Source organism: Gorillibacterium massiliense (assembly GCF_000455485.1).
Taxonomy (GTDB): Bacteria; Bacillota; Bacilli; order Paenibacillales; family NBRC-103111; genus Gorillibacterium; species Gorillibacterium massiliense.
In genome coordinates this window covers 23,796-43,183 of the sequence record NZ_CBQR020000141.1, presented here as the reverse complement: position 1 = coordinate 43,183, position 19,388 = coordinate 23,796, and the positions used below count along the sequence as shown (strand labels likewise).

Here is a 19,388-nt window from a genome sequence, read left to right as displayed (position 1 = left end):
CCTTTCGTAAATTAAAATAGGAAGATAAAAATGATAAAAATTTTGCTCTCAATAGGCCACTTCCGACGGCGACAAAAATGCTGCATAACGCGCGTATTCCTCAGTAAGCCGGTCGATGGATGTTCCCCGCTTGACTGTAACCGGGACGATACCGGCGGCTTTCAACTCCCGCCCCGGCGCATCGCCAATGCCGGAACTGAATAGTAGGGTACAGTCGTGAAGGAGGCGAACCAGGGAGGCGAGGAGTTCCTCCTTGTCGGGAGCGCAATCCGATCGGCCGTTGCAGTACGGCTCGCTCTCCCGCATCTCGATCAGTTGCGCCTTGCCGCCGAGCAGCTCAAAGATGTAAAACTGGCTGGCGTGGCCAAAGTGGCGGTTGACGGTGTTGCCGCCCTCGGAGCATACCGCCGCGCGGACGCCGGTTGCGGAAGGCTTTTCTGCTTGCGGCTGTACCCCGCCGATTTGCGGCGGCAAAGGGCTCGCCTCCGCTGCATGATGGCTGTCTGTGTCAGCGGCAATCCCCTTCTTGCTGGAGCAGCTGACGGTCGGGCAGGCGCCCCCTGCTTTCACGAACCCTTTCGCGTGCTGCGCGTCTTTACCGCTGCCGGGATCGGAGTCGGTCAACAGTCCGACGGCATCGGCGCGGCACTGTCGGCAATGAGTCATAACGGAGATCCGCTCCCCGCACAAGCGGCGGGTCTTCTGCAACATTTCGTCGGAAGGGGCTCCGATACCCAACTTCGTAAAGCGAGAGCCTTCGACGGGAATATGCGGCATCACGTTATGCAGCACTGCGCCCAGCTTGCGCACCACCGCGGAAATCTCGGGAACATGGGTGTCGTTCACGCCGGGGATGAGCACGGTATTGACCTTGCAGGTAATCCCGGAAGCGACGGCAGCTTTCAAGCCTTCCAGTTGGCGGAAAATCAGCAGTTCGGCAGCCCGGCGGCCCCGGTAGGACACGCCGTTCCAAAATACCCGGTGATAGATGTGTTGACCGATTTCCGGGTCTATAGCGTTGATGGTCACGGTCAGGTGACTGACGCCGGAAGCGATGATTTCATCAAGATGGTCGAGGAGCGCCAAACCGTTGGTACTGAGGCAAAGGTGGGCGTCCGGCAGTGCCTCGGCTGCGCCGCGGAATGTTTCGAAAGTCCGCTCGGGATTGGCAAGAGGATCTCCCGGTCCGGCGATGCCGATGACCGATAGTTGGGGCAGCCGTGCGGCCGATTCGGCAACGTGCCTCACGGCATCGCAGGGCTTAAGCACCTCGCTGGTGACGCCCGGTCGGCTTTCGTTGGCACAATCGTACTTGCGATAGCAGTAATTGCAGCTGATATTGCACTTGGGGGCGACCGCAAGATGCATTCTGGCGTAAACGTGCTGAGCCTCTTCCCCGTAACAAGGATGCCGATTCGGCACAGCGGCGCCGCCTGCAGAACGTTTATTCGCGGAAACTGCGAATGAGTGGGTCAGAGTCATCGGTCAGGGTCACCTCCTTTATTTGTGTCATATAACCTGACAAAACATCTTATATTTAGCCCTATCATACTGTCGCACAAGAAAAACAGTCAATAATTGTAAGGGTTTACTTTCCCTGTTTAACAGAATAGCCATATTAGGTGTTATGTTTTGTAACATTAGTCTCACATGTTATCGTTTACTTTTCTGTTTCCCCTCCTTATTTTCACCTCCGTACTCGCCCTTCCACGAAAAAAAACCCCGGAAGCTTTTGCTTCGGGGCATCAACATGTGGCGATTATGGAATGCGCAAAATCGTCTTCTCCCCTCTCACAATCGAGGCCAGACGTTAATTTCGGATATGCATCGCGTTATCTGCAAGTTCCTTTTTGGTTTGTCCAGGAATGGTCAAAACACCGCTTATGATGAAAACGGCCAACGAGCCTGCAAAACATATGGCCGTAAATATTCCCACAGCCGAAAACCCGTTAAATGCCGCATAAAGCAAGCCTGCGATCCAAGATCCGAGTGTGGTTGCAGCGTACATAACAGAATTGGCCAAGCTTGAAATCGTCCCCCGGATCGCCGGATTCAAAGAAGTCAGACGTCCCATCATAAGCGGAAAGGCGATGCCCAAAACGGCAAAGATTAGAAAGTAGGTGCCTGCAACAGCCGAAACCGCCGGCAAATGAGGCAACACGATAAACCCCGCAATAAGAACAGGAATACTCACAGCCATTGTACGGAAGACATTCAGCTTTTGGATCACGTACGCACTGCTCATGCTCCCGACCAAATTTCCCAGCCCCAGAAAAATCATCACGTACCCTACTTGGTCAATGGAAAGGTGAAAGCGGTCCGTCATCCATTTTCCAATAAAAGCAAAGGCAGCAAAATTCCCGAGTTGAAAGATGAAATAAGCCGAGAAAGCTTTCTTTGCTTTACCGCTTGTGAGCAATGGAGCGTATCTTTTAAATAGTAAAGGCCTGGACCTTTGATCTTGATCCGGTTTCATATCGGGCATGACAGTAAAGATCGCTATCGCCAACAACAACGAGCACCCGCCAATTGCAAAAAATGGGTACGACCAATGGGTTGCAGCAAGTAAGCTTCCAATAGGCACCCCAAGCGCTTGAGAAACGGCCAGGCCGGCGGACGCGATCCCCAATATTTTTGTGATCTTCGGGGCAGGAAAGAGAGCAGGGATGGCGGCCCAAACTTGCGGGGATGTAAACGCTGCGCTAACACCGGCTAAAAAGCGGAACAAGAACATCGACCAAAAACCTGTGGCAAACCCGCATAAAATGGTTGATACCGAGAAGCAAACCATGCCGTAAAGCATTACCTTTTTTCGATCCCATCCATCCGAAAGCGGCCCGGCAACCAATGCGAAGACGGCATAACCTAAAGCATAGGCCCCTATCATCCAACCGGAAAATTTGGTCGAAATATGAAACAGGCTTTGAAGAGTGGGAATGAGCGGCGAAATCAAAAAAGTATCCGTACCGATAACAAACATAATCAGGAAAAATAATCCCGCTACTTTGTTCATTTTCCGTCACCTCTGATCTTAGTTTTATAGTTCGACAATTATTGAACTAATGAATAAAAAAAAGGGATTTCCTTCTACAATGTATCCAGAAATCCGGGCAAATAGGTTTGAAAGGTTTCCAAATCGATAGTCATGTACTTCGTTTGTGCTTCTTTTCGTACCTTTATTAATTTCGCCTCCCTTAACGTACGAAAGTGATAAGAAGTATTTGATTTTGAAGTATCGCAAATGTGCCCCACTTCTCCGCAGTTCATCTCTTTTTTATTAATGTATAACGTTCGTATAATTTCCAATCTGGTTTCATCGGCTAATGCCTTGAAAATTTTGACCCGTTGCTCATGATTTAACGCTTCTTTTTCAGTAGTCATAAAACCATTGTACTAAATAAAATGGTAAAATCAAGTAAAGATTATCTGGGCAGCTCCAGATGCTGACGGTATGATAGAAAAGAGGCAACATTTTGGAACACGGGTTGGAGGAAAAACCATGAAGATCAACCGTCAGCTCGGCATCCTGCTGCATTTGCTGACCTACGGACGAACGACCGCGCAGGAATTGGCGGGAAAATTCGAAGTGTCGCCTCGAACGATTCGGCGGGACATGGAGGACTTGTCGCTGGCTGGCATCCCCATCTTCACATCCCAAGGCGCCGGCGGCGGGATCGGCCTGATGGAAGGGTATGCCTTGTCCCGAATCTATTTGAGTGAAGAAGAGCGGGGGTTGCTATTGACTCTGCTGTCCAATCTCTCACACTCCCAGGACATCGGAACAGCCGGAATATTAACGAAGCTGAGCGCCCTGTTCGGCCCGAGTCCCCGGGAGGAATGGCTCCGGGTCGATCTCGGTGGCTGGGGCAGCCGCCGGACCAGCCAAATCTTCGTCGAACTGCGGGATGCCATCTGGCAGCGCAGGCTGATCCGCTTCGATTATTATGGAATGGATGGCTCAACCGAAGGCCGATTGGTGGAGCCCATGATACTATTGTACCGGGGAAGCTCCTGGTATCTGTGGGGTTGGTGCCACGAACGCGGCGATTACCGGCTGTTCCGTCTATCCCGGATGGCCTCTCTCGAAGTGCAGAAGGAAATCTTCGACCGCCGGAAAGACAAGCCGGACGATTTCCCGAATGTGTTTCCGCCAGCCATGACGCCGGCTCCTGCCGCTGCAACCACCCCAAACACTACCGCGTCGCAGCCGGTTACCAACCCTCTGCGGTACGACTCTGGCGCCCCATCGCTTCATTTGCTGTTCCACCCTTCCACCTCCACCCGCTCCCGCATTTGGGACCTTTTTGATCCCGAAGAGATCAGCACTCTGCCGGGCGGCGAAGTGGAGGTGAAAAGCAGCTGGCCGTTGGGCGAATGGGTCTTTTCCACCCTGCTCACCTTCGGTTCCGAGCTTGTCGTCATCTCGCCCGAGTCCTTGCGGGAACGGATCAAAACCGAAGCCGTCAAAATCTTTTCCCGCTATGCAGAGGAACCGGACAGACTGTTGTCCTCTATGGATGTCTATACTAAAGACATTCCAATGAGGAGAGTGAATGAGAAGATGAGTCAAGAAATGAAAGTATGCCAAAGCTGCGGTATGCCCCTAACCAAACCTGAGGATCATGGGAAAAACGCCGACGGTTCCGTAAACGGAGATTACTGCCATTATTGCTGGAGCGAGGGAGCCTTCACAACCGAGGAGACCATGGAGCAGATGATCGAGTCGTGCATCCCCCACGTATCCAACAACAATCCGTTTCCAAACGCGGAAAGCGCACGAGCTGCCATGAAGGAACAGTTCCCCAAATTGAAGCGCTGGGCGAACGTCAAACAGGCTTAGCATGAAACGGGCCAGAAGCACTCCATCCGGGAGTTGCTCTCTGGCCTTTTTTTGCGAGGAATGGCCCCGGGTTCAGATTAGCGAAAAGGCCTCGGCCATTCCCGCAGAGGGATCTGGGGGCGGAACGTTTTCGAGGAAATGATGGATTTCATGCGGGATTTCTCTTACTACGAAGGGTTGAATGGGGAAAATGTTGGATATCGTGCAGGATTCTTCTCCTCGAAGGCGACTGCAAGCCTATAATTATGCCCTTTATCCAACATTAGGTGCTTTCGAGGGCAGCCAACGATCAAATGATGCATAAAATCCAGCATTTCGGCACGGAACCTCCATTAAAAGCTAAGCCCGAGGTCAATAAAGACCCCGGGCTTCTTTTTCCTCTCTGTCCGCTATTCGACGGCGATCCACTCCAAAGCCAGGGGGCCGGCAGCGGCCTTGACAAAGGTCCGGCAGGGACCGGGCGGCAATGTGGCGCTCACCACGGCAGAAACGGTTTGCCAGGCAGCACCGGTCACTTCAATCCGTGTCTCTCCCCGTTCCCCGGCCGCAATTTCCACCACCGCATTTCCGTCAGGAGCCCAGACCCGCAACGTTACCCGCCGCAATCCAATACCGCCCGAGTCCGGCTTCACTTCGTACGCCAGCCAATCTCCCGTCTCCAGTCGCACATGCATCCATTCATCCGGCTGCCACCCTTCGCCCCGGCCATGCTGAAAGTTGGCTTTCTCTCTTTTGCTATCCGTAAACCGGATGTCCGTGCCGTCCTGCTCCCGAAACCCTAAACCGCTTCTTCCTTTGCTGCCCACACCGTAGCTAACTCCTTCGCCATGATAGCCGTAAAAAACGGCGGGAATCCGCACAGGCGGCCTGAACATCAAAGCGTTCACAACCTGGGGATGATAGGTGCAGTTTTCGAATTTTAAATTGTGCAAATAGTCGGCCAGAATCCGCTCCGCTTCCGCTTCGCCAGGTTTCTCTCCGCCCTCCAGATAGTCGACCAGCTTGTACCAACCGTCCGGCATGGCGACGGAGCAGGGCGAGTTGACCGTAGCGAGCTTTTTCCATGTCCAAAAATTCCAGTGGATGTCGTGATCCTCATACAGCCGGAAGGCTCCCAAGTACCATTCGATGTTGTTCTCTCCGCCTTCGCCCATAAAGATGGGCACGTTCCACTCGTCCCGCTTGTCCAGGTATTTTTGAATGCTCTCCGTGTCCGGACTGTTCCAGTACTTATGGAATTGGAGCATCAGGTTGTCGTCGATTTTTTCGTCGAAAATAGACCAATCTGTCGCCCAGTGCACGCCTTCCAGTATGATCATATGACGGTCATCCACCTCGCGGATAGCCCGGACGATGTCCTTGTACAGGGGCATTACCCGGTCATTGTACATGGAAAACCATTCTGGCAGCGGCTCGTTCAGTAGGTCGTAGCCGGCAACGATCCATTCGTCCTTATATCGTTCAGCCAGCATACGCCAAAGCTCGACCGTTTGCCGCCGATAGGCCTCATCCAAGAACAGCTCCGGCTGATTGTCCCGGGAATCGTCGATATTCGTGCCGGTCTGCCCTCCGGGTGCTCCGTGCAGATCAAGCACGACGTACAGCTTATACGTCCGGCACCAGCCGATGAGACGGTCGAGAATAGCGAGATGCCCTTCATGATACCGTCCCGATTCGCCACCATATAAAAAGCGGAAATTGATCGGCACCCGCACGGAGTTGAACCCTTCCTCGGCCATGCGCTGGATATCCGGCTCCGCGATATAGGCATCGTAATACGTCTCCCAAAAAGCTACATCTTTGTCCTCACCGATCAGCTCCCGGATCATCGCCTCAATCCGGCGAGGACGGTCTCCCGCGTCCGGGAACCGCCACATGTAGCCTTCGGGCAGCAGCCAGCTTCCCAAGCCTACTCCGCGCAGCAAAATCTCCCGCCCGCTGCCATTTACCAGCTTGCGGCCATCTGCCCTAAGAAAACCGTCTACGTCCCTTTCTCTCCTGCTGTCCAAGCGTATCCTCCTCATATCCTATTGTCATATTTTGGTTGCCGCCTCCGTGGCGGTTCGTTATAATGCAAGCACCGTCATATAAGAGGGATGCTTCTCGTTAAGGGGGATGTTCATGAAATCTGCACTTACGCAATCCGATGTCGAAAATGGTTTACGGCAATTAGGCATTCGGCCGGGAATGACTCTGGAAGTCCACAGTTCTTTGCAGAGCTTTGGTCATCTCGAAGGTGGTGCGGAAGCTTTAATAGATGCCCTCATGCAATCCGTCGGAAACGAAGGGGCCATTGTCATGCCCTCTTTCCGCCTTTCAAAAGATCTGCAGCTTACCGAAGAGGACAGAAAGCTTGGCTTAACGGTCAAAATACGGATTCTCGATGAAGATGAAGAAGAAAGCGGCATGGGCGTCGTTTCCGATACCTTCCGAAAAAGATCCGATGTACGGACAGGAGAAGGGATTTTTCGCGTATCAGCTTGGGGTAAAGATGCGGACAAGCACTCTTCCTCCGGTTTCCAGCACCTCATTGATCATGATGGTTGGGCGCTTCTTCTGGGAGTGGATATATACAGGTTATCGAGCATGCATTACGTAGAAGATATCTTGCCCGATGCCATACGCGGGAAGTTTCAGCCTTCCCCTGAAGCCCGCATTCGCTATCCGGAAAACCGGTGGTTTATTGAAGCATGGCAGCCCGATGTGAAGCCATGGTACACCATCCAAGAGACCGCGTACGAAAAGGGGTTCATAACGGATGGACGAATCGGTGATGCGAAATGTATGCTTCTCAAGGTTCGGCCTGTTATTGGACTTTACCGCCAGGCCTTACAGATTAACCCCTTTGAGCTGTATGGTTTAAAATAACAGCCTCGCTTTTACCTTTGCCCTCTTTCCATCCCTATCCCTTCACGGCGCCTTCCGCAATGCCATTCAAGATATACTTCTGCAAAAGCAGATAAAACACAATGACGGGCAGCATCGCCATAACGAGAGAGGAAAGAATGGCAGCCCAATCGTTATTCCCATACTGGCCGAACAGCATGTTGATGGACAGCAGCAGCGTGTACGAATCGCTGTCCGTCAGCATCAGAAGCGGCAGCAGGAAGTCGTTCCACATCCAGAGCAAGTTCAGAATCGCCGTCGTCGCCGTAATCGGCAGCAGTAGCGGAAAAATAACGGCGAAAAACAGCCGGAACTCCCCGCAGCCGTCGATGACCGCCGCTTCGTCCAGGTCCCGCGGGATGGATTTGACGAACCCGTGGTACAGGAAGATGGCGAAGGAAACCCCAAGCCCGATGTAAATCAGGCCGAGTCCGACAAGAGAGCCTTGAATGGACAGCTCTTTGGCGATCTTGGTCAACGTGATCATGACCGAGTGGAACGGAATGAGCATGGACAAGACGAACAGTCCGAAGAGAAAGCTGCTTAGTTTCCCCGGCGTCCGGGACAGCTTGTAACCGGCCATCGCCGCAAACAGGATAATACCCGTGAGCCCAATACCCGCGATAGCTGCCGTATTCCGCAGGCTGCGCCAGAAAGCGATCTTATGGAAAGCATCGCCATAGTTGCCGAATTCAAAGCGCGACGGAATCGCGAGAATATTGTTGAGCATGGCGCCTTCGGTCTTCAAGGAATTGAGCACGCCCATATAGATGGGGAACAAGGTGAAGACCGCGCCGGCCAATAGAAAGAGGAAGATGCAGGCCGATGTGAACCGACTGCTAAGCTTTGCCCGGCTCATGCTTCCACCTCCCGCTTCTTCATGACGGCCAATTGAATGAGGGTAATCACCATGACGATCAGGAAGAGGACGATCGCTTTAGCGCTGGCATAGCCATACCGGTTGCTCATGGAAAACGCCTCTTCATAGATGTTGAGGGCAATCACTTGAGTCGCTCTCCCCGGCCCGCCCCCCGTCAGCGCGAATACCGCCTCGAAAACCTTAAACGAGCTGTTCAGCGTCAGGAAAAGACCGATGGTAACCGCCGGATAAATCATCGGCAGCGTCACATGCCGGAATGTCTGCCACCCATTGGCACCGTCGATAGCCGCCGACTCCTTGATATTGGCGGGAACGCCTTGCAAGGCGGCGATGTAGATGACCATCACATAGCCGACGCCGGCCCATAAGGACAAAATCAAGATGGCAATAAAAGAAGACGACGGCTCCCCGATCCAGGAACGGTCCAGGAAGGTTAACCCGGTATGCCCGGCAATGTAAGGCAGCACTTTCGTGAAGATAAACAGCCACATAAAACCGCCGATAATCAAGCTGATCATGTTCGGCATGAAGAACACGGTCCGGAAGAAAGCTTTACTCCGCCGCCGGGTTTCGATCAGCACAGCCAAAAGAATGGCCAAAACATTTTGCAGCACGACCATGCAAACGACATATTTTAACGTAAACCAGATCGCTTGAAGAAAGTAGGTGTCATCCGTGATCGCTTCGATATAATTAGCGAATCCCACCATGCGATAGTGGGGATTCACTCCGTTCCAATCCGTCAGGCTGTACCAGACCCCGCCAAAGGCGGGGGCCAGCACAAACACGGCATAGAAAAGCAGGGCGGGGAACACGAAGGCGAGCAGAATGACCGTTCGTTTCGTTCGATTTCTCAAACTCATAGCTTTCACTCCCGGTCAACCGTTGCCGGTCTATTATTTTGCCGCCGCTTTGACTGCGTTCGCCCATGTTTTATCCATTGTCTTGATGAATTGCTCCTTGCTCACCGCCTTGGCATAGTAGCTTTGCAGCTGCTTCGCCTGCTCGTCGGTAACGCCGTTGGGCAGCTTCAAATCTTGATAAGCTTTGCCCTGGGAAACATAGGTCATCGCTTCATCGACCCATGGGAAGGACTTGTAGGTATGGATCGAGGAGATCGGATTGAATTTCAGCTCTTCGAAAAAGGCCGACGAATCCTTGTCGTCCAGCATATAGTTGAGCAGATCGAGAGCGACATCCTTGTTTTCGCTGGCAGGCGAGACTGCAAGGGAGGTTGAGGAAGAAAGGTTGATCATCGTGCCCTTGGGATCGTTGCTAACCGGCAGCGGCGCGACGCCGAATTCCATGTCCGGATTCGCCTTCTGGATCGATTCCGCCATCCACGGGCCCTGCACCCACATGGCCGCCTTTCCGTTAGCGAAGTCGGTGGAGCCGGCTGCGCTGCCCACTTCAAAGGGCTTGGCGCTTCCGTTTTTCATGATCAGGTCGATGATGTTGAAAATATCCGCCACGTCGGCGTAGGATGCTTCGCCTTTGTTCATTTTCTCCACCCAATCCGGATGTTCGGAATTCACGACACCGCCGAGGGAAAGAGCCGTCATCAGCTGCGGCACCCACGATTCCTGGAAAGCCAATTCAAAAGCCGGGATCTTGTTCGCTTTCAACTTCTCCACGACGGTTTTCATTTCATCCAGCGTTTGCGGCGGGGTCAGTCCCAGATCGGCGAAGATTTTCTTGTTGTACAGATAGCCCCAGGACAGGCTTTCCAGTGGCAGTACCGAAACTTTACCGTTGTAAGTCACGGTCTGCTTCACGCTGTCGAACAGCTTGCCGATGGCCGGCTGATCCGACAAATCGCTCAAATAACCTGCCGCTTCGTATGTGGGAATATCGTTGGCGTGGATGGCGAAAACGTCGGGTGCATCATTGGAAGCCAACCGGGTCTGGAGAATCTGGGTGGCCTGGTCCGAATTGGGCATTTCCAGCTTGATGGTGACGTCGATATTCTTCTCCGCAAGCTCTTTGGCCTTAAACTGCTCGAAATACTTGTCAAACTGATCCTTGAACCGGGGAAGGGTCAAGAACACCTTGAGCTTGACGACCCTGGGCGGTTCCGCTGTCGCCTTCTCCGTTGCCGCCGGTTTGGTTTCGGTAGCTGACGGCGCCGTGGTGTTCTTCGCCGTGTTCTCCGCTTTGTTCCCAGAGCTTCCGCTTCCGCACGCCGCCAAAATCGACAGCATCAAAATCATCAAAAATGTCAGATTCAGCGCTTTCCTCATGATTGGTACCCCCTATGGTTTAGTTGCACCCTCAGTATAAAGAAAGCGGTTGCAGGGTTCATTCGAGGATATTAGCCTTTTCTTTTGCATCATATTGATGTTCAGTCCTTTCGCAGCTCTCCGGGAGTAAACCCGAAATGCTTCTTGAACACCCGGTAAAAGTAGGCGATATCCGCATACCCCGTCAGCTCCGCCGCATGCTTGATGGACATCCGGTCCGCCAAAATCAAGTCCCGGGCTTTCTCCATCCGTTTCCGCTGGATCGCGTCGGAGACGTTTTCCCCTGTCCCCCCCTTGTAAGAGCGGCTCAAATGCTCCTTGCTTACGGAAAACTGGTGTGCAAGAGTCTCCAGAGAGATCGCTTCGAGATAGTGCCGGTCGATATACGCCGCCACCTCGGAGATGGACAGTCTCGCTTTGCTCTGGCGAATCTCCTGAATGGCGAGCAGAGCCGCCTGCAGGATTCGTCCAACCTCTTGGGCCGCTTCGGGGACAGAGGCTTGCGCTTCTATCCGCGGCTGTATGTCCTCGTGCCCTTCCACAACCTGCTCCAGCGTTAGAGAAACGGACGCCAAGTACTCCTCCAGCAGCATTTTATAGTCATAGGCAATCTTGCTGGGGATTCCGGCTAAAGCATCGGTTCCTTTCAGCGCCTGCTCCAAATAAGTGCCCATAGATTGAAAAAGAGCAGGAATGGCCTGCGCGTTCAGTTCCAGCATGTAGCCATACACCGTTTTACGATAGGCGGCATACCGCTCCAACACTGCCGTATCAAGCTGTACAGGAGGCGTATGTCGGGACGCGGATGCGGTCGTGGATTGCCCGGCGGCAGCCTCGGCATCGAGCCGGCTTACGCATTGAACCAGCGAGGCGTTCAACTCGTCCGGATCGATGGGCTTGAGCAAATAATTGACCGCCCGGGACTTGATCGCCTGTTGGAGGTAAGCGAAATCGTCGTACCCGCTCATGACGACAATTTTGACGGTGGGAAAATGTTGGTTCATCGCCTGCAGCAGCTCGACTCCCTCTAACCCGGGCATCCTCATATCGGAAACGACGATTTCCGGACGCAGCTCCTCTATAAGCCGCAATCCCTCCCGGCCGTCCTCCGCCTCTCCCACAACGGCAAGCCCCAACCCCTTCCAATCTCCAAGAGAGCGCACGACCTGTCTGGACCACGGCTCGTCGTCAATAATCAGTACGTTATACATCAGGATTGCCTCCTTTTCCTATCATCCGCTTTTCTGTAGCGGGAAACGCCAAAACCATAAGCGTTCCGCAATCCGGTTTGCTGAACAGACGCAACCCGTACTTTTCTCCGAATTGCAGCTTGATTCGCCCGTCGACGTTTTTCAACCCGATGCCCTGATGCCGTTTCGGCACGCTGCCCGGTTCGGCCAAGCTGCTGCTTCCGCTCTCCGTTTTGCCTTTCAGTTCTCCACGGACCTGATCTAAGCGCTCAAGGGGCATACCCACGCCGTTATCCTTGATCATGACGACGATGAGTCGCCCGATTTTTTTGATAACAAGAGTTAGGTACCATGCGCCTTCTTTTCGCTGCAAGCCGTGTTCGAAGGCATTTTCCACGAGGGGCTGCAGAATGAACTTGGGCAGCTCGCTCGTTAGCGCCTCCTCCTCCACCGACACTGCCGTTTTGCACCGGCCGGCAAAACGCTGCTCCTGGATAAACAAATAGTTGCGGATATGCGCTAACTCGTCACCCAGCGTGACCTTGTCGCCTCCCGTGCTGATGGAGTAGCGCAGAAGATCGCCGATGACCCGGGTGATCCGGTAGATCTCGGGAGCGTCCTTCGCCAGCGCCATGCCGCCAATCAAATTCAGGGAATTGTTCAGAAAATGCGGATTGATCTGGGCTTGCAGGGCGAGAAGCTGGGCATTTTTCACGTCGATTTCCCGCTGGTATTCATGCTCGATCAATTCCTTGATGCGCTGGATCATCGAGTTGTAGCCATGCTGCAGCAGGCCGATTTCATCGAAGCTTTGCACGGATTCCATTTCCGCGTTTTGAATATGCGCCATTCTCATCGTGCGGGCAAGGCTGATGATGGGGCGGCTGAACCTGAAGGAGAACCAGATGGACAGGACGATGGAAACCAAGGCGAACAGCCCGCCGGTCAGGATGCCGGCGCGGATGGTGGGCAAGGCGCTTTTCGCGATCACGGTCTTTGGAATCGCTTTCACAACTGTCAGTTGTCCATCCCCGATACGTTCCATGAAGATCAAATACTTATCGGTTTGCCGGAACACCACACCCAAATCGGGCAGCTTCGTGTTCCTCAGCTGACTCAGTACTTCATCCGAAGCGACGTGCGGCGTTGAACCGGAGAGCAGCTCCCCTTCGTCATTGGTCAGGAAAACCGAACTTTCCGGCTCCGATTTGAGGATACGGCTGACCTCTTTCCATACATCCCCGTTGATGCGGACCGCTATTCCTCCGGTCAGCTTTTTATCGGGAAACCGGTTGATGCTGTGAAACGCGTAGACATCATCCTCCGATTGCTTGAAATACATGCTGATCGGCTCGCGGCTCACCCGGCTCCAGGCTCCGGATTCAATGTCCAGCTCTGAAATGGTGCCACTGTCCGCATAGCTGACCGACATCGCCCTTTTGCTGGCATGGCTGTACAGCGTCAGCTTGTCGATCTTGCGAGCATAGGAGAAGAAGGAGGCGGTCAGTGTTTCCCGCAAGGCGGTATGGGTCTGGAGCTGAACACCTACGTCGGCGTCATCGAACTCGCTGTCCAGCCGGCTCATCAATTGCTGGTTGATTTGCAGCGTGTAGAATAGCAGGTCGATCTGGTCGATAAGCTCGTTCAAGTATTGCTCCGCCCAAAGCATGCGGGACTGATTTGCGCTGATCAACTCTTTTTCTACCGATTGCCGCGTGTTGGACGTGGCGATCCAGGTCACCATCACGACGGGAAGAGTGGTCAGGCAAATCATCAGGAGCATGAGGCGAAACCGCAGGCTGACTCGCTTCATAGGACGACATCCCTTTTTCGTAGAGTGCTTACTTTTAGAATAGTACGGATTAAAAGTTTCGAAAGTGAACCTTATTGATCAGCACTATTGTACAATATTGATCTTTTACGACGTTAGGAATTGTTGCTGGAATTGTTTAACGTCCTGGACCGTAGTCTACTCGTCTAAACAAAGAAACCCGCAGTCTTGTGAAAGACGCGGGTTTTTCCACTGTTGAGCGGTCCGGATTGGGCCGCTTATTTCTTCTGCTTTTCCGGAAATCCGCTCAAAAAGAATTGCATCGTGCGGTCGGTGGCGCATGGTATGTGCTCATGGCCGTAGTCCGGGTAGATGACCAACTGCTTGGGCGCGGTCATCTTATTGTACGCTGCGAACTGGGTGGATGGCGGACATACGGTATCCATCAACCCGACGAACATCAGCACGTCGCCACGAATTCTCTCTGAGAGGAATTGAAGGTCAATGTAGCCTAGCTTCTCGAAGACTTCATCCTCCCTTTCATGGAGCGGATCGAAAAACCTGAAATACGTGCGGAGCTCTTGATAAGCGTCCTTTGCCAAATCCATCTCCCAGGTCCGCTTGTAATCGCAAAGGAACGGAAATACGGGGGCCAGCTTTTTGATCCGCGGCTCCAGTGCCGCGCAGGCGAGGGTAAGCCCGCCGCCTTGGGAACCGCCGGCTGCATAGATCCGCTCCGGGTCCACCTCCGGCAGGCTGAGAGCGATGCCCGCCAACTGGGCGGTATCCAGATAGATATGCCGGAACAGCAGATTGTCCGGATGGTCGTCCAAGCCCCGAATGATATGGCCATGATGGGTGTTCCCTTTCACATGGCCCGTATCCTCGGACATTCCCCCTTGGCCGCGGCAATCCATGGCCAAAACCGAAAAGCCCAGGGATGCATACGCCAGCTTTTCGCTCCAATCCCCCGCATTTCCCGTATAGCCATGGAACAGGACTACGGCCGGATGAGGAGCTGTACTGATCTTCGGCCTAGCGTACTTGGCATGGATGCGTGCCCCGCGGACGCCGGTAAAATAAAGATCGAAGCATTCGATACCCGGGGTTTGGAAGGAGCTTGGCACCAGCTCTACCTGCGGGTCGACGGCGCGCATTTCCTTGATGGCCCGGTCCCAATAAGCATCGAAATCTGCGGGACGCGGGTTTATTCCTTTATACTCGTTCAACTCTTTCAGGGGCATGTCCACTAACGGCATTTACTGATCGTCCTTTCGTATAAGCTTGATCGTGATCGAATTCCAAACCTACAAACCTGCTCTGCCAGCAGACTCACGTATCGGCCGCAACCACCGGCTGAATAGGAAGGCATAAGGTAACCGTCGTCCCCTTGAACTCCTCGCTGTCAATCCGAAGCTCCAAAGGATCGCCATAATAAAGGCGAAGGCGCTGATACACGTTTATCAAACCGACGCCGCTGGAGCGTTTTACGATCCCTTTAACGGGAGTAGGCAGCGGTTCGGTATCCATCCGGAACGACTCCTTGATCTTCGCCAACTCCTCGCCGCTCATGCCGATTCCATTATCCGCAACGGAAAGGATCAGCCGGTTGTCCGCCGCTTCGGCGGTTATCGTAATATCGCCGTTTTCATGTAAGTCCTCGATGCCGTGCTGGAGCGCGTTCTCGATGATCGGCTGCAAAATGAACTTGAGCACCGGGATGCGCATCGCCGACTCGTCCAACTGCCACCTAACAGTGAACTTGCTCTGGAACCGCAGCTCCTGAATGGTCAAATAATTGCGGGCGTGTTCGATTTCCTCGGCAAGGGGCACGACTTCGCCGCCAGTATTGATCGTAAACCGGAATATTTTTGCCAAGGAGTTCACCATCGTACTGACCTCCGTAGCGCCATACTGCCTAGCCCGCATATTGATCGCTTCCAAGGTGTTATAGAGGAAATGCGGATTGATTTGCTGTTGGAGCATGCCGAGCTCCGCCTTCATCCGGGAGGTGATCAGTACCTTCTCGCGGATTTGCTTATTGATGTTCTCTTCCATGAGCTCATGGATTTGCTCGAGCATTTGATTGAAGCTCGCCACGAGGCGGCTAATCTCATCTCGCGGGCTTTCGCCCTGCTCCAGCTTAATGGGAAGCAATTCCTCCTTCTCCACCGCTTTCTTCAACCGTTCGATGGGTTTGACCAATAGCGACAGCATATTCCACATCAGCGCCAAAATGATCAGGATAATCATGACGATGAGCAAAATAAACCGGAGGAACATGCTGTTCATCTTTACGTACATGTCGTCGATGGTCATGAACATGTAAGCCGACCAGCCGTTGATTCCGATCTGGCGATGGACGATCACCTGATAGCTGCCCTCCACTTTGCCGCTTACGGCATCCTCCGCTTTTTCGCCGCCAACTGCCCATTGGTGGCTTGCCGCTTCCCGGAACCCGTCGGATGACGTATTGGAATAGACGAACCGCCCCGATCCATCCAGCATGACGAAGCTCATTTTGCGGTCTGACGTGACATAGGAGAAGGCGTCTTCCTTGAGGACAACCTGCAGATAGGCATCCGTCGTTTTACCGGGCGTCGCCGAAGGAACGGACAGCTTCTTGATCAGCATAAGGGAGGGATGCCCGTAAACATCCTCTTGGCCGGATACCCATATCATTTCCTCCGGCTGCAAGCCGTCCAGCAGATCGGCATCGATGGACGACAGCTTGAATAGCGTCAAGTTATTGTAGAAAACCGACGAGTAGCGGGCTACCTTCCCGATATCGTACAAAACGAAATAGGAAATATCGCTTAACCCGGGGTAGCTGGCCACCTTGAAATCATCCATATTCTCCATGTAGGAATAGGGAGAAGTCAGGTTCGTAAAGCGGCTGTCCGTTGACAATCGGTTCGTCAAATTCTCGTATCGTTCCATCCGGTCGCGAAGCTCTACCGAGAGATGGTTGGAGGATTCCACCGATAAATCGATTGCCTTGTTGAAAACATCCTTATACATCATGTACCCTTGCATCCCGACAGCCAAAAGGACGGGAATGAGCACGGAGGACAGGAGCAAAAACAGGATCTTCCCCCTTATGGAAAACCGGGATAGCTTCCCTTCCACAAACTTTTCTTCGGGAATGCGCAGAAAATCAAGATCATTGCCTTTCTTCCATACATACCTCGCCAGCATCTGGAACGGATACATAATTATGTTGGCAAGCCTGAATGCAATCAAGAAGCTGACCAGGAGCGTACATACGAAAAATCCAATATATACGTTCATCGATTTCTGGCCCCACGGCGAGTCGTTTTTCATCCGTTCGAAAAAAACGATGTTCAGCCCGTACGGGGAGACGGATACCGTCCTAGCTTTATAATTGCCTTCGATCTGCTGCTCCCACTGGGAATAGCCTCCTTCGATCCGCTGAACTGCCGCAGCCAGGGCGCCCTTATTCGGCAGGTTTGACCAAAGAGTCTGCCGGTTTTCGTCCAACACGCCGACATAACCGTCCCATATGCTAGGTGAGGGCAACTCAGCCGATAAGATACGTTCATCAAGCACAATAACGGACAGAACATTCAAGTAATTTACGCCGTTGTTGATGATCAGATGCCCTTCGATTCGCTTGGCGAATGCATTTAACCTCAACCACGCGTCATCGGGGATAATCTTCCGATTTTCCATGAGGATATCCGTCAGCATGCCGACCGGTATATACGCGGGCATATTGTAATACCGGGTAAACGAATCGAGCAAACCTGCGTTCTTCAGTTCATCGATCCATGGAATTTCGCTGCTCGGAATCGGCTCACCGTTTGAGATGATCTTGCCGAAATTCATCTGGTTGACATTTTCCCCGATAAAATAAATCTGGTCCACCATCCCCGGCGGCAGGTGCAACTGCTCGAGGCGCGAATTCAAATCACTTCTGGCCTCGTTTTCTTCTTCGGGAGAGCGCAGACTAAGAAAGGTTCGCGCGTAATTAATGAAATCCAGGGATTCGAGCTGCACGGCAAGGGAATTCATTTCGTTCAGCTTGGATACGATCTGGCTTTCCACGTGCTTGGTCAAATTCTGCTCGGAAGCCCGCTTGATTTCGGAACCGATATCCCGGGTGCTCCAATAGCTGATGCCGATCAATGCCGCCTCGGACAGCAGCGTCAGCAGCAGCGCAATGAATACAAGACGATTGCGGTGGTAGCGGAACCTCATGATGATCCGTTCCTATCGATAGGATAATAGGCATTGCGGAATTCCACAGGGGTTTGCTGCGTATGCTTTTTGAAAACCATGGTGAAATAGCGGGGGTTCTCGTAACCGACCATTTCTCCGATCTCATGCACCTTGTGGTTGGTCTGCATCAAAAAATGCTTCGCCTTCTCGATCCGGTACGCCGACAAATAATCGATATACTTTTGACCGGTCAGCTCCTTGAAAAGAAAGCTCAAATAGCTGGCATTCAAGTGGACGTGCTTCGCCACATCATCCAAGGTGATCGTCCGGTCGTAGTTCTCTTCAATGAATTGCTTTGCTTCCTGAATAAGCCGGTTGCCGTTGATTTGCTCCGTGCTGCGGGAAATGCTGATCTCTTGAGCTGGACAACACGTCTCGGGAGCGACGTCTTCCGTCTCCGCAAAAAAAGCCGCTTCCGCATTCCGGTACGACAGCCGGATGCGTTCCGGTTTTGACACCACCGGGCCGATTGCATAAGCCAGATGGGACTTGAACAACCCACGGAAACGCTTTAATTTATTCAATAAACCGTCGAGAAGTTCCGACAGATTTATCTCGTATTCCTTCAACGCCGCAACCGCACCAGGCTCGGTCAAGATCAGCGAGCATTGCCCATCCGCATCGACGTAATGGTAACCCATGCCTTCTTCATCCCATAAATCCTGAAGCAGATTGTCCAAGGTGAAAAGAATCAGGCTCCATTCCTTATCGCCTACTCCGCGCGGCTTGTCCGGATAGCCGAGAAACCGAAGCAGGCAAACCGCATACTCCCCGTTCTCCTCCAGCATGACTTCAGCTGCCGCGCTTTCCAACTCGATGGCCTCCTCCGTCATCTCGCTGTACAAGATGTCCCGAAGAAACTTCTTGCGCAAATGATGGGCAGACAGCTTCGCCTTTCGCTCAAGGGAAGCCGTTCGGGCCATCTGCTCTTTCTCTTGGTCGATGAGACGGACCGCCTTCGCCAGAATCTTCTCGTATTCTTCGAAATCCAGCGGCTTCAACAAATAGTCGAGTGCTCCATGCTTCATGCACGTCTTGGCGTATTCAAAATCGTCGTATCCCGATAAAATAATGATCTTCGTGAATGGGTAGCGGGCGGCTACCTTTTCCACCAGCTCCAGCCCGTCCATGAGAGGCATCCGAATGTCCGTCACCACAATGTCCACCGGTTCATGATCCAACTCTTTGAGGGCAAAAAGCCCGTTCTCGCAATCCTCCGACACTTCGATGCGCTGGGCGGAATAATCGATGCTGCGGAGCCCTTGCCTGATTTCATACTCATCGTCGATGATCATAAGCTTGTAACGATCGCCTGACATTCGCGATTCCCCCTCCGGAC

General features: G+C 52.9%; 14 protein-coding genes. 2 read left to right on the top strand and 12 right to left on the bottom strand.

The features are described 5' to 3' along the window. Nucleotides 1-48: 48 nt before the first annotated feature. From nifB to TJ79_RS26840, 3 genes are all read right to left on the bottom strand, one after another. Nucleotides 49-1,482, bottom strand: a complete 1,434-nt coding sequence (gene nifB / locus TJ79_RS18620; protein WP_081757002.1) for a nitrogenase cofactor biosynthesis protein NifB — start codon at nt 1,480-1,482, stop codon at nt 49-51. A gap of 328 nt (nt 1,483-1,810) precedes the next feature. Further along, nucleotides 1,811-3,013 (bottom strand): MFS transporter, encoded by a 1,203-nt coding sequence (locus tag TJ79_RS18615; RefSeq protein WP_040951850.1) that lies wholly within the window; start codon nt 3,011-3,013, stop codon nt 1,811-1,813. 74 nt (nt 3,014-3,087) lie between these two features. Then, complete coding sequence (locus TJ79_RS26840; protein WP_081757001.1) at nt 3,088-3,381, bottom strand: ArsR/SmtB family transcription factor; 294 nt, start codon at nt 3,379-3,381, stop codon at nt 3,088-3,090. Nucleotides 3,382-3,499: 118 nt separating this feature from the next. On the opposite strand from TJ79_RS26840, the gene TJ79_RS18610 reads away from it, so the two are divergent. Continuing rightward, entirely contained in the window at nt 3,500-4,840 is a 1,341-nt protein-coding gene (locus TJ79_RS18610; protein ID WP_040951849.1) for a zinc ribbon domain-containing protein, read from the top strand. 389 nt (nt 4,841-5,229) lie between these two features. On the opposite strand, the gene TJ79_RS18605 is transcribed toward TJ79_RS18610, so the two are convergent. After that, on the bottom strand, nt 5,230-6,849 hold the full coding sequence (locus TJ79_RS18605) for a cellulase family glycosylhydrolase (RefSeq protein WP_238323067.1): 1,620 nt from the start codon (nt 6,847-6,849) through the stop codon (nt 5,230-5,232). A 112-nt stretch (nt 6,850-6,961) separates the two neighbouring features. Between TJ79_RS18605 and TJ79_RS18600 the strand changes: the two genes are divergently transcribed. Beyond that, nucleotides 6,962-7,708: an AAC(3) family N-acetyltransferase gene (locus TJ79_RS18600; RefSeq protein ID WP_040951847.1), complete on the top strand. Its 747-nt coding sequence runs from the start codon at nt 6,962-6,964 to the stop codon at nt 7,706-7,708. 34 nt (nt 7,709-7,742) lie between these two features. Here TJ79_RS18600 and TJ79_RS18595 read toward each other — a convergent pair whose 3' ends face one another. The 8 genes from TJ79_RS18595 to TJ79_RS18560 all read right to left on the bottom strand — a co-directional run bounded on the left by TJ79_RS18595 (nt 7,743) and on the right by TJ79_RS18560 (nt 19,368). Next, nucleotides 7,743-8,585, bottom strand: a complete 843-nt coding sequence (locus tag TJ79_RS18595; protein ID WP_052339737.1) for a carbohydrate ABC transporter permease — start codon at nt 8,583-8,585, stop codon at nt 7,743-7,745. After that, nucleotides 8,582-9,469, bottom strand: a complete 888-nt coding sequence (locus TJ79_RS18590; RefSeq protein WP_040951846.1) for a carbohydrate ABC transporter permease — start codon at nt 9,467-9,469, stop codon at nt 8,582-8,584. Before TJ79_RS18590 ends, TJ79_RS18595 begins: the two co-directional genes overlap by 4 nt. Before the next feature lie 33 nt (nt 9,470-9,502). Then, on the bottom strand, nt 9,503-10,846 hold the full coding sequence (locus TJ79_RS18585) for an ABC transporter substrate-binding protein (RefSeq protein WP_040951845.1): 1,344 nt from the start codon (nt 10,844-10,846) through the stop codon (nt 9,503-9,505). Between the two features lie 101 nt (nt 10,847-10,947). Further along, nucleotides 10,948-12,057, bottom strand: a complete 1,110-nt coding sequence (locus tag TJ79_RS18580) for a response regulator transcription factor (RefSeq protein WP_040951844.1) — start codon at nt 12,055-12,057, stop codon at nt 10,948-10,950. After that, nucleotides 12,050-13,849, bottom strand: coding sequence for a sensor histidine kinase (locus tag TJ79_RS18575; RefSeq protein ID WP_040951843.1), 1,800 nt, complete (start codon nt 13,847-13,849; stop codon nt 12,050-12,052). The genes TJ79_RS18580 and TJ79_RS18575 overlap by 8 nt, the downstream gene beginning before the upstream one ends. Nucleotides 13,850-14,085: 236 nt before the next feature. Beyond that, entirely contained in the window at nt 14,086-15,066 is a 981-nt protein-coding gene (locus TJ79_RS18570) for an alpha/beta fold hydrolase (RefSeq protein ID WP_040951842.1), read from the bottom strand. A 73-nt stretch (nt 15,067-15,139) separates the two neighbouring features. Next, the gene (locus tag TJ79_RS26120; protein ID WP_052339736.1) at nt 15,140-18,028 is read right to left on the bottom strand and encodes a sensor histidine kinase; all 2,889 of its coding nucleotides are present in this window, start codon (nt 18,026-18,028) and stop codon (nt 15,140-15,142) included. Beyond that, nucleotides 18,025-19,368, bottom strand: a complete 1,344-nt coding sequence (locus TJ79_RS18560; RefSeq protein WP_040951841.1) for a response regulator — start codon at nt 19,366-19,368, stop codon at nt 18,025-18,027. Before TJ79_RS18560 ends, TJ79_RS26120 begins: the two co-directional genes overlap by 4 nt. Nucleotides 19,369-19,388 lie beyond the last annotated feature (20 nt).

Excerpts from the sequence above, each read along its gene's own strand:
- nifB (WP_081757002.1), bottom strand. The coding sequence starts at position 1,482 with ATGACTCTGACCCACTCATTCGCAGTTTCCGCGAATAAACGTTCTGCA.
- TJ79_RS18615 (WP_040951850.1), bottom strand. The coding sequence starts at position 3,013 with ATGAACAAAGTAGCGGGATTATTTTTCCTGATTATGTTTGTTATCGGT.
- TJ79_RS26840 (WP_081757001.1), bottom strand. The coding sequence starts at position 3,381 with ATGACTACTGAAAAAGAAGCGTTAAATCATGAGCAACGGGTCAAAATT.
- TJ79_RS18610 (WP_040951849.1), top strand. The coding sequence starts at position 3,500 with ATGAAGATCAACCGTCAGCTCGGCATCCTGCTGCATTTGCTGACCTAC.
- TJ79_RS18600 (WP_040951847.1), top strand. The coding sequence starts at position 6,962 with ATGAAATCTGCACTTACGCAATCCGATGTCGAAAATGGTTTACGGCAA.
- TJ79_RS18595 (WP_052339737.1), bottom strand. The coding sequence starts at position 8,585 with ATGAGCCGGGCAAAGCTTAGCAGTCGGTTCACATCGGCCTGCATCTTC.
- TJ79_RS18590 (WP_040951846.1), bottom strand. The coding sequence starts at position 9,469 with ATGAGTTTGAGAAATCGAACGAAACGAACGGTCATTCTGCTCGCCTTC.
- TJ79_RS18585 (WP_040951845.1), bottom strand. The coding sequence starts at position 10,846 with ATGAGGAAAGCGCTGAATCTGACATTTTTGATGATTTTGATGCTGTCG.
- TJ79_RS18580 (WP_040951844.1), bottom strand. The coding sequence starts at position 12,057 with ATGTATAACGTACTGATTATTGACGACGAGCCGTGGTCCAGACAGGTC.
- TJ79_RS18575 (WP_040951843.1), bottom strand. The coding sequence starts at position 13,849 with ATGAAGCGAGTCAGCCTGCGGTTTCGCCTCATGCTCCTGATGATTTGC.
- TJ79_RS18570 (WP_040951842.1), bottom strand. The coding sequence starts at position 15,066 with ATGCCGTTAGTGGACATGCCCCTGAAAGAGTTGAACGAGTATAAAGGA.
- TJ79_RS26120 (WP_052339736.1), bottom strand. The coding sequence starts at position 18,028 with ATGAGGTTCCGCTACCACCGCAATCGTCTTGTATTCATTGCGCTGCTG.
- TJ79_RS18560 (WP_040951841.1), bottom strand. The coding sequence starts at position 19,368 with ATGTCAGGCGATCGTTACAAGCTTATGATCATCGACGATGAGTATGAA.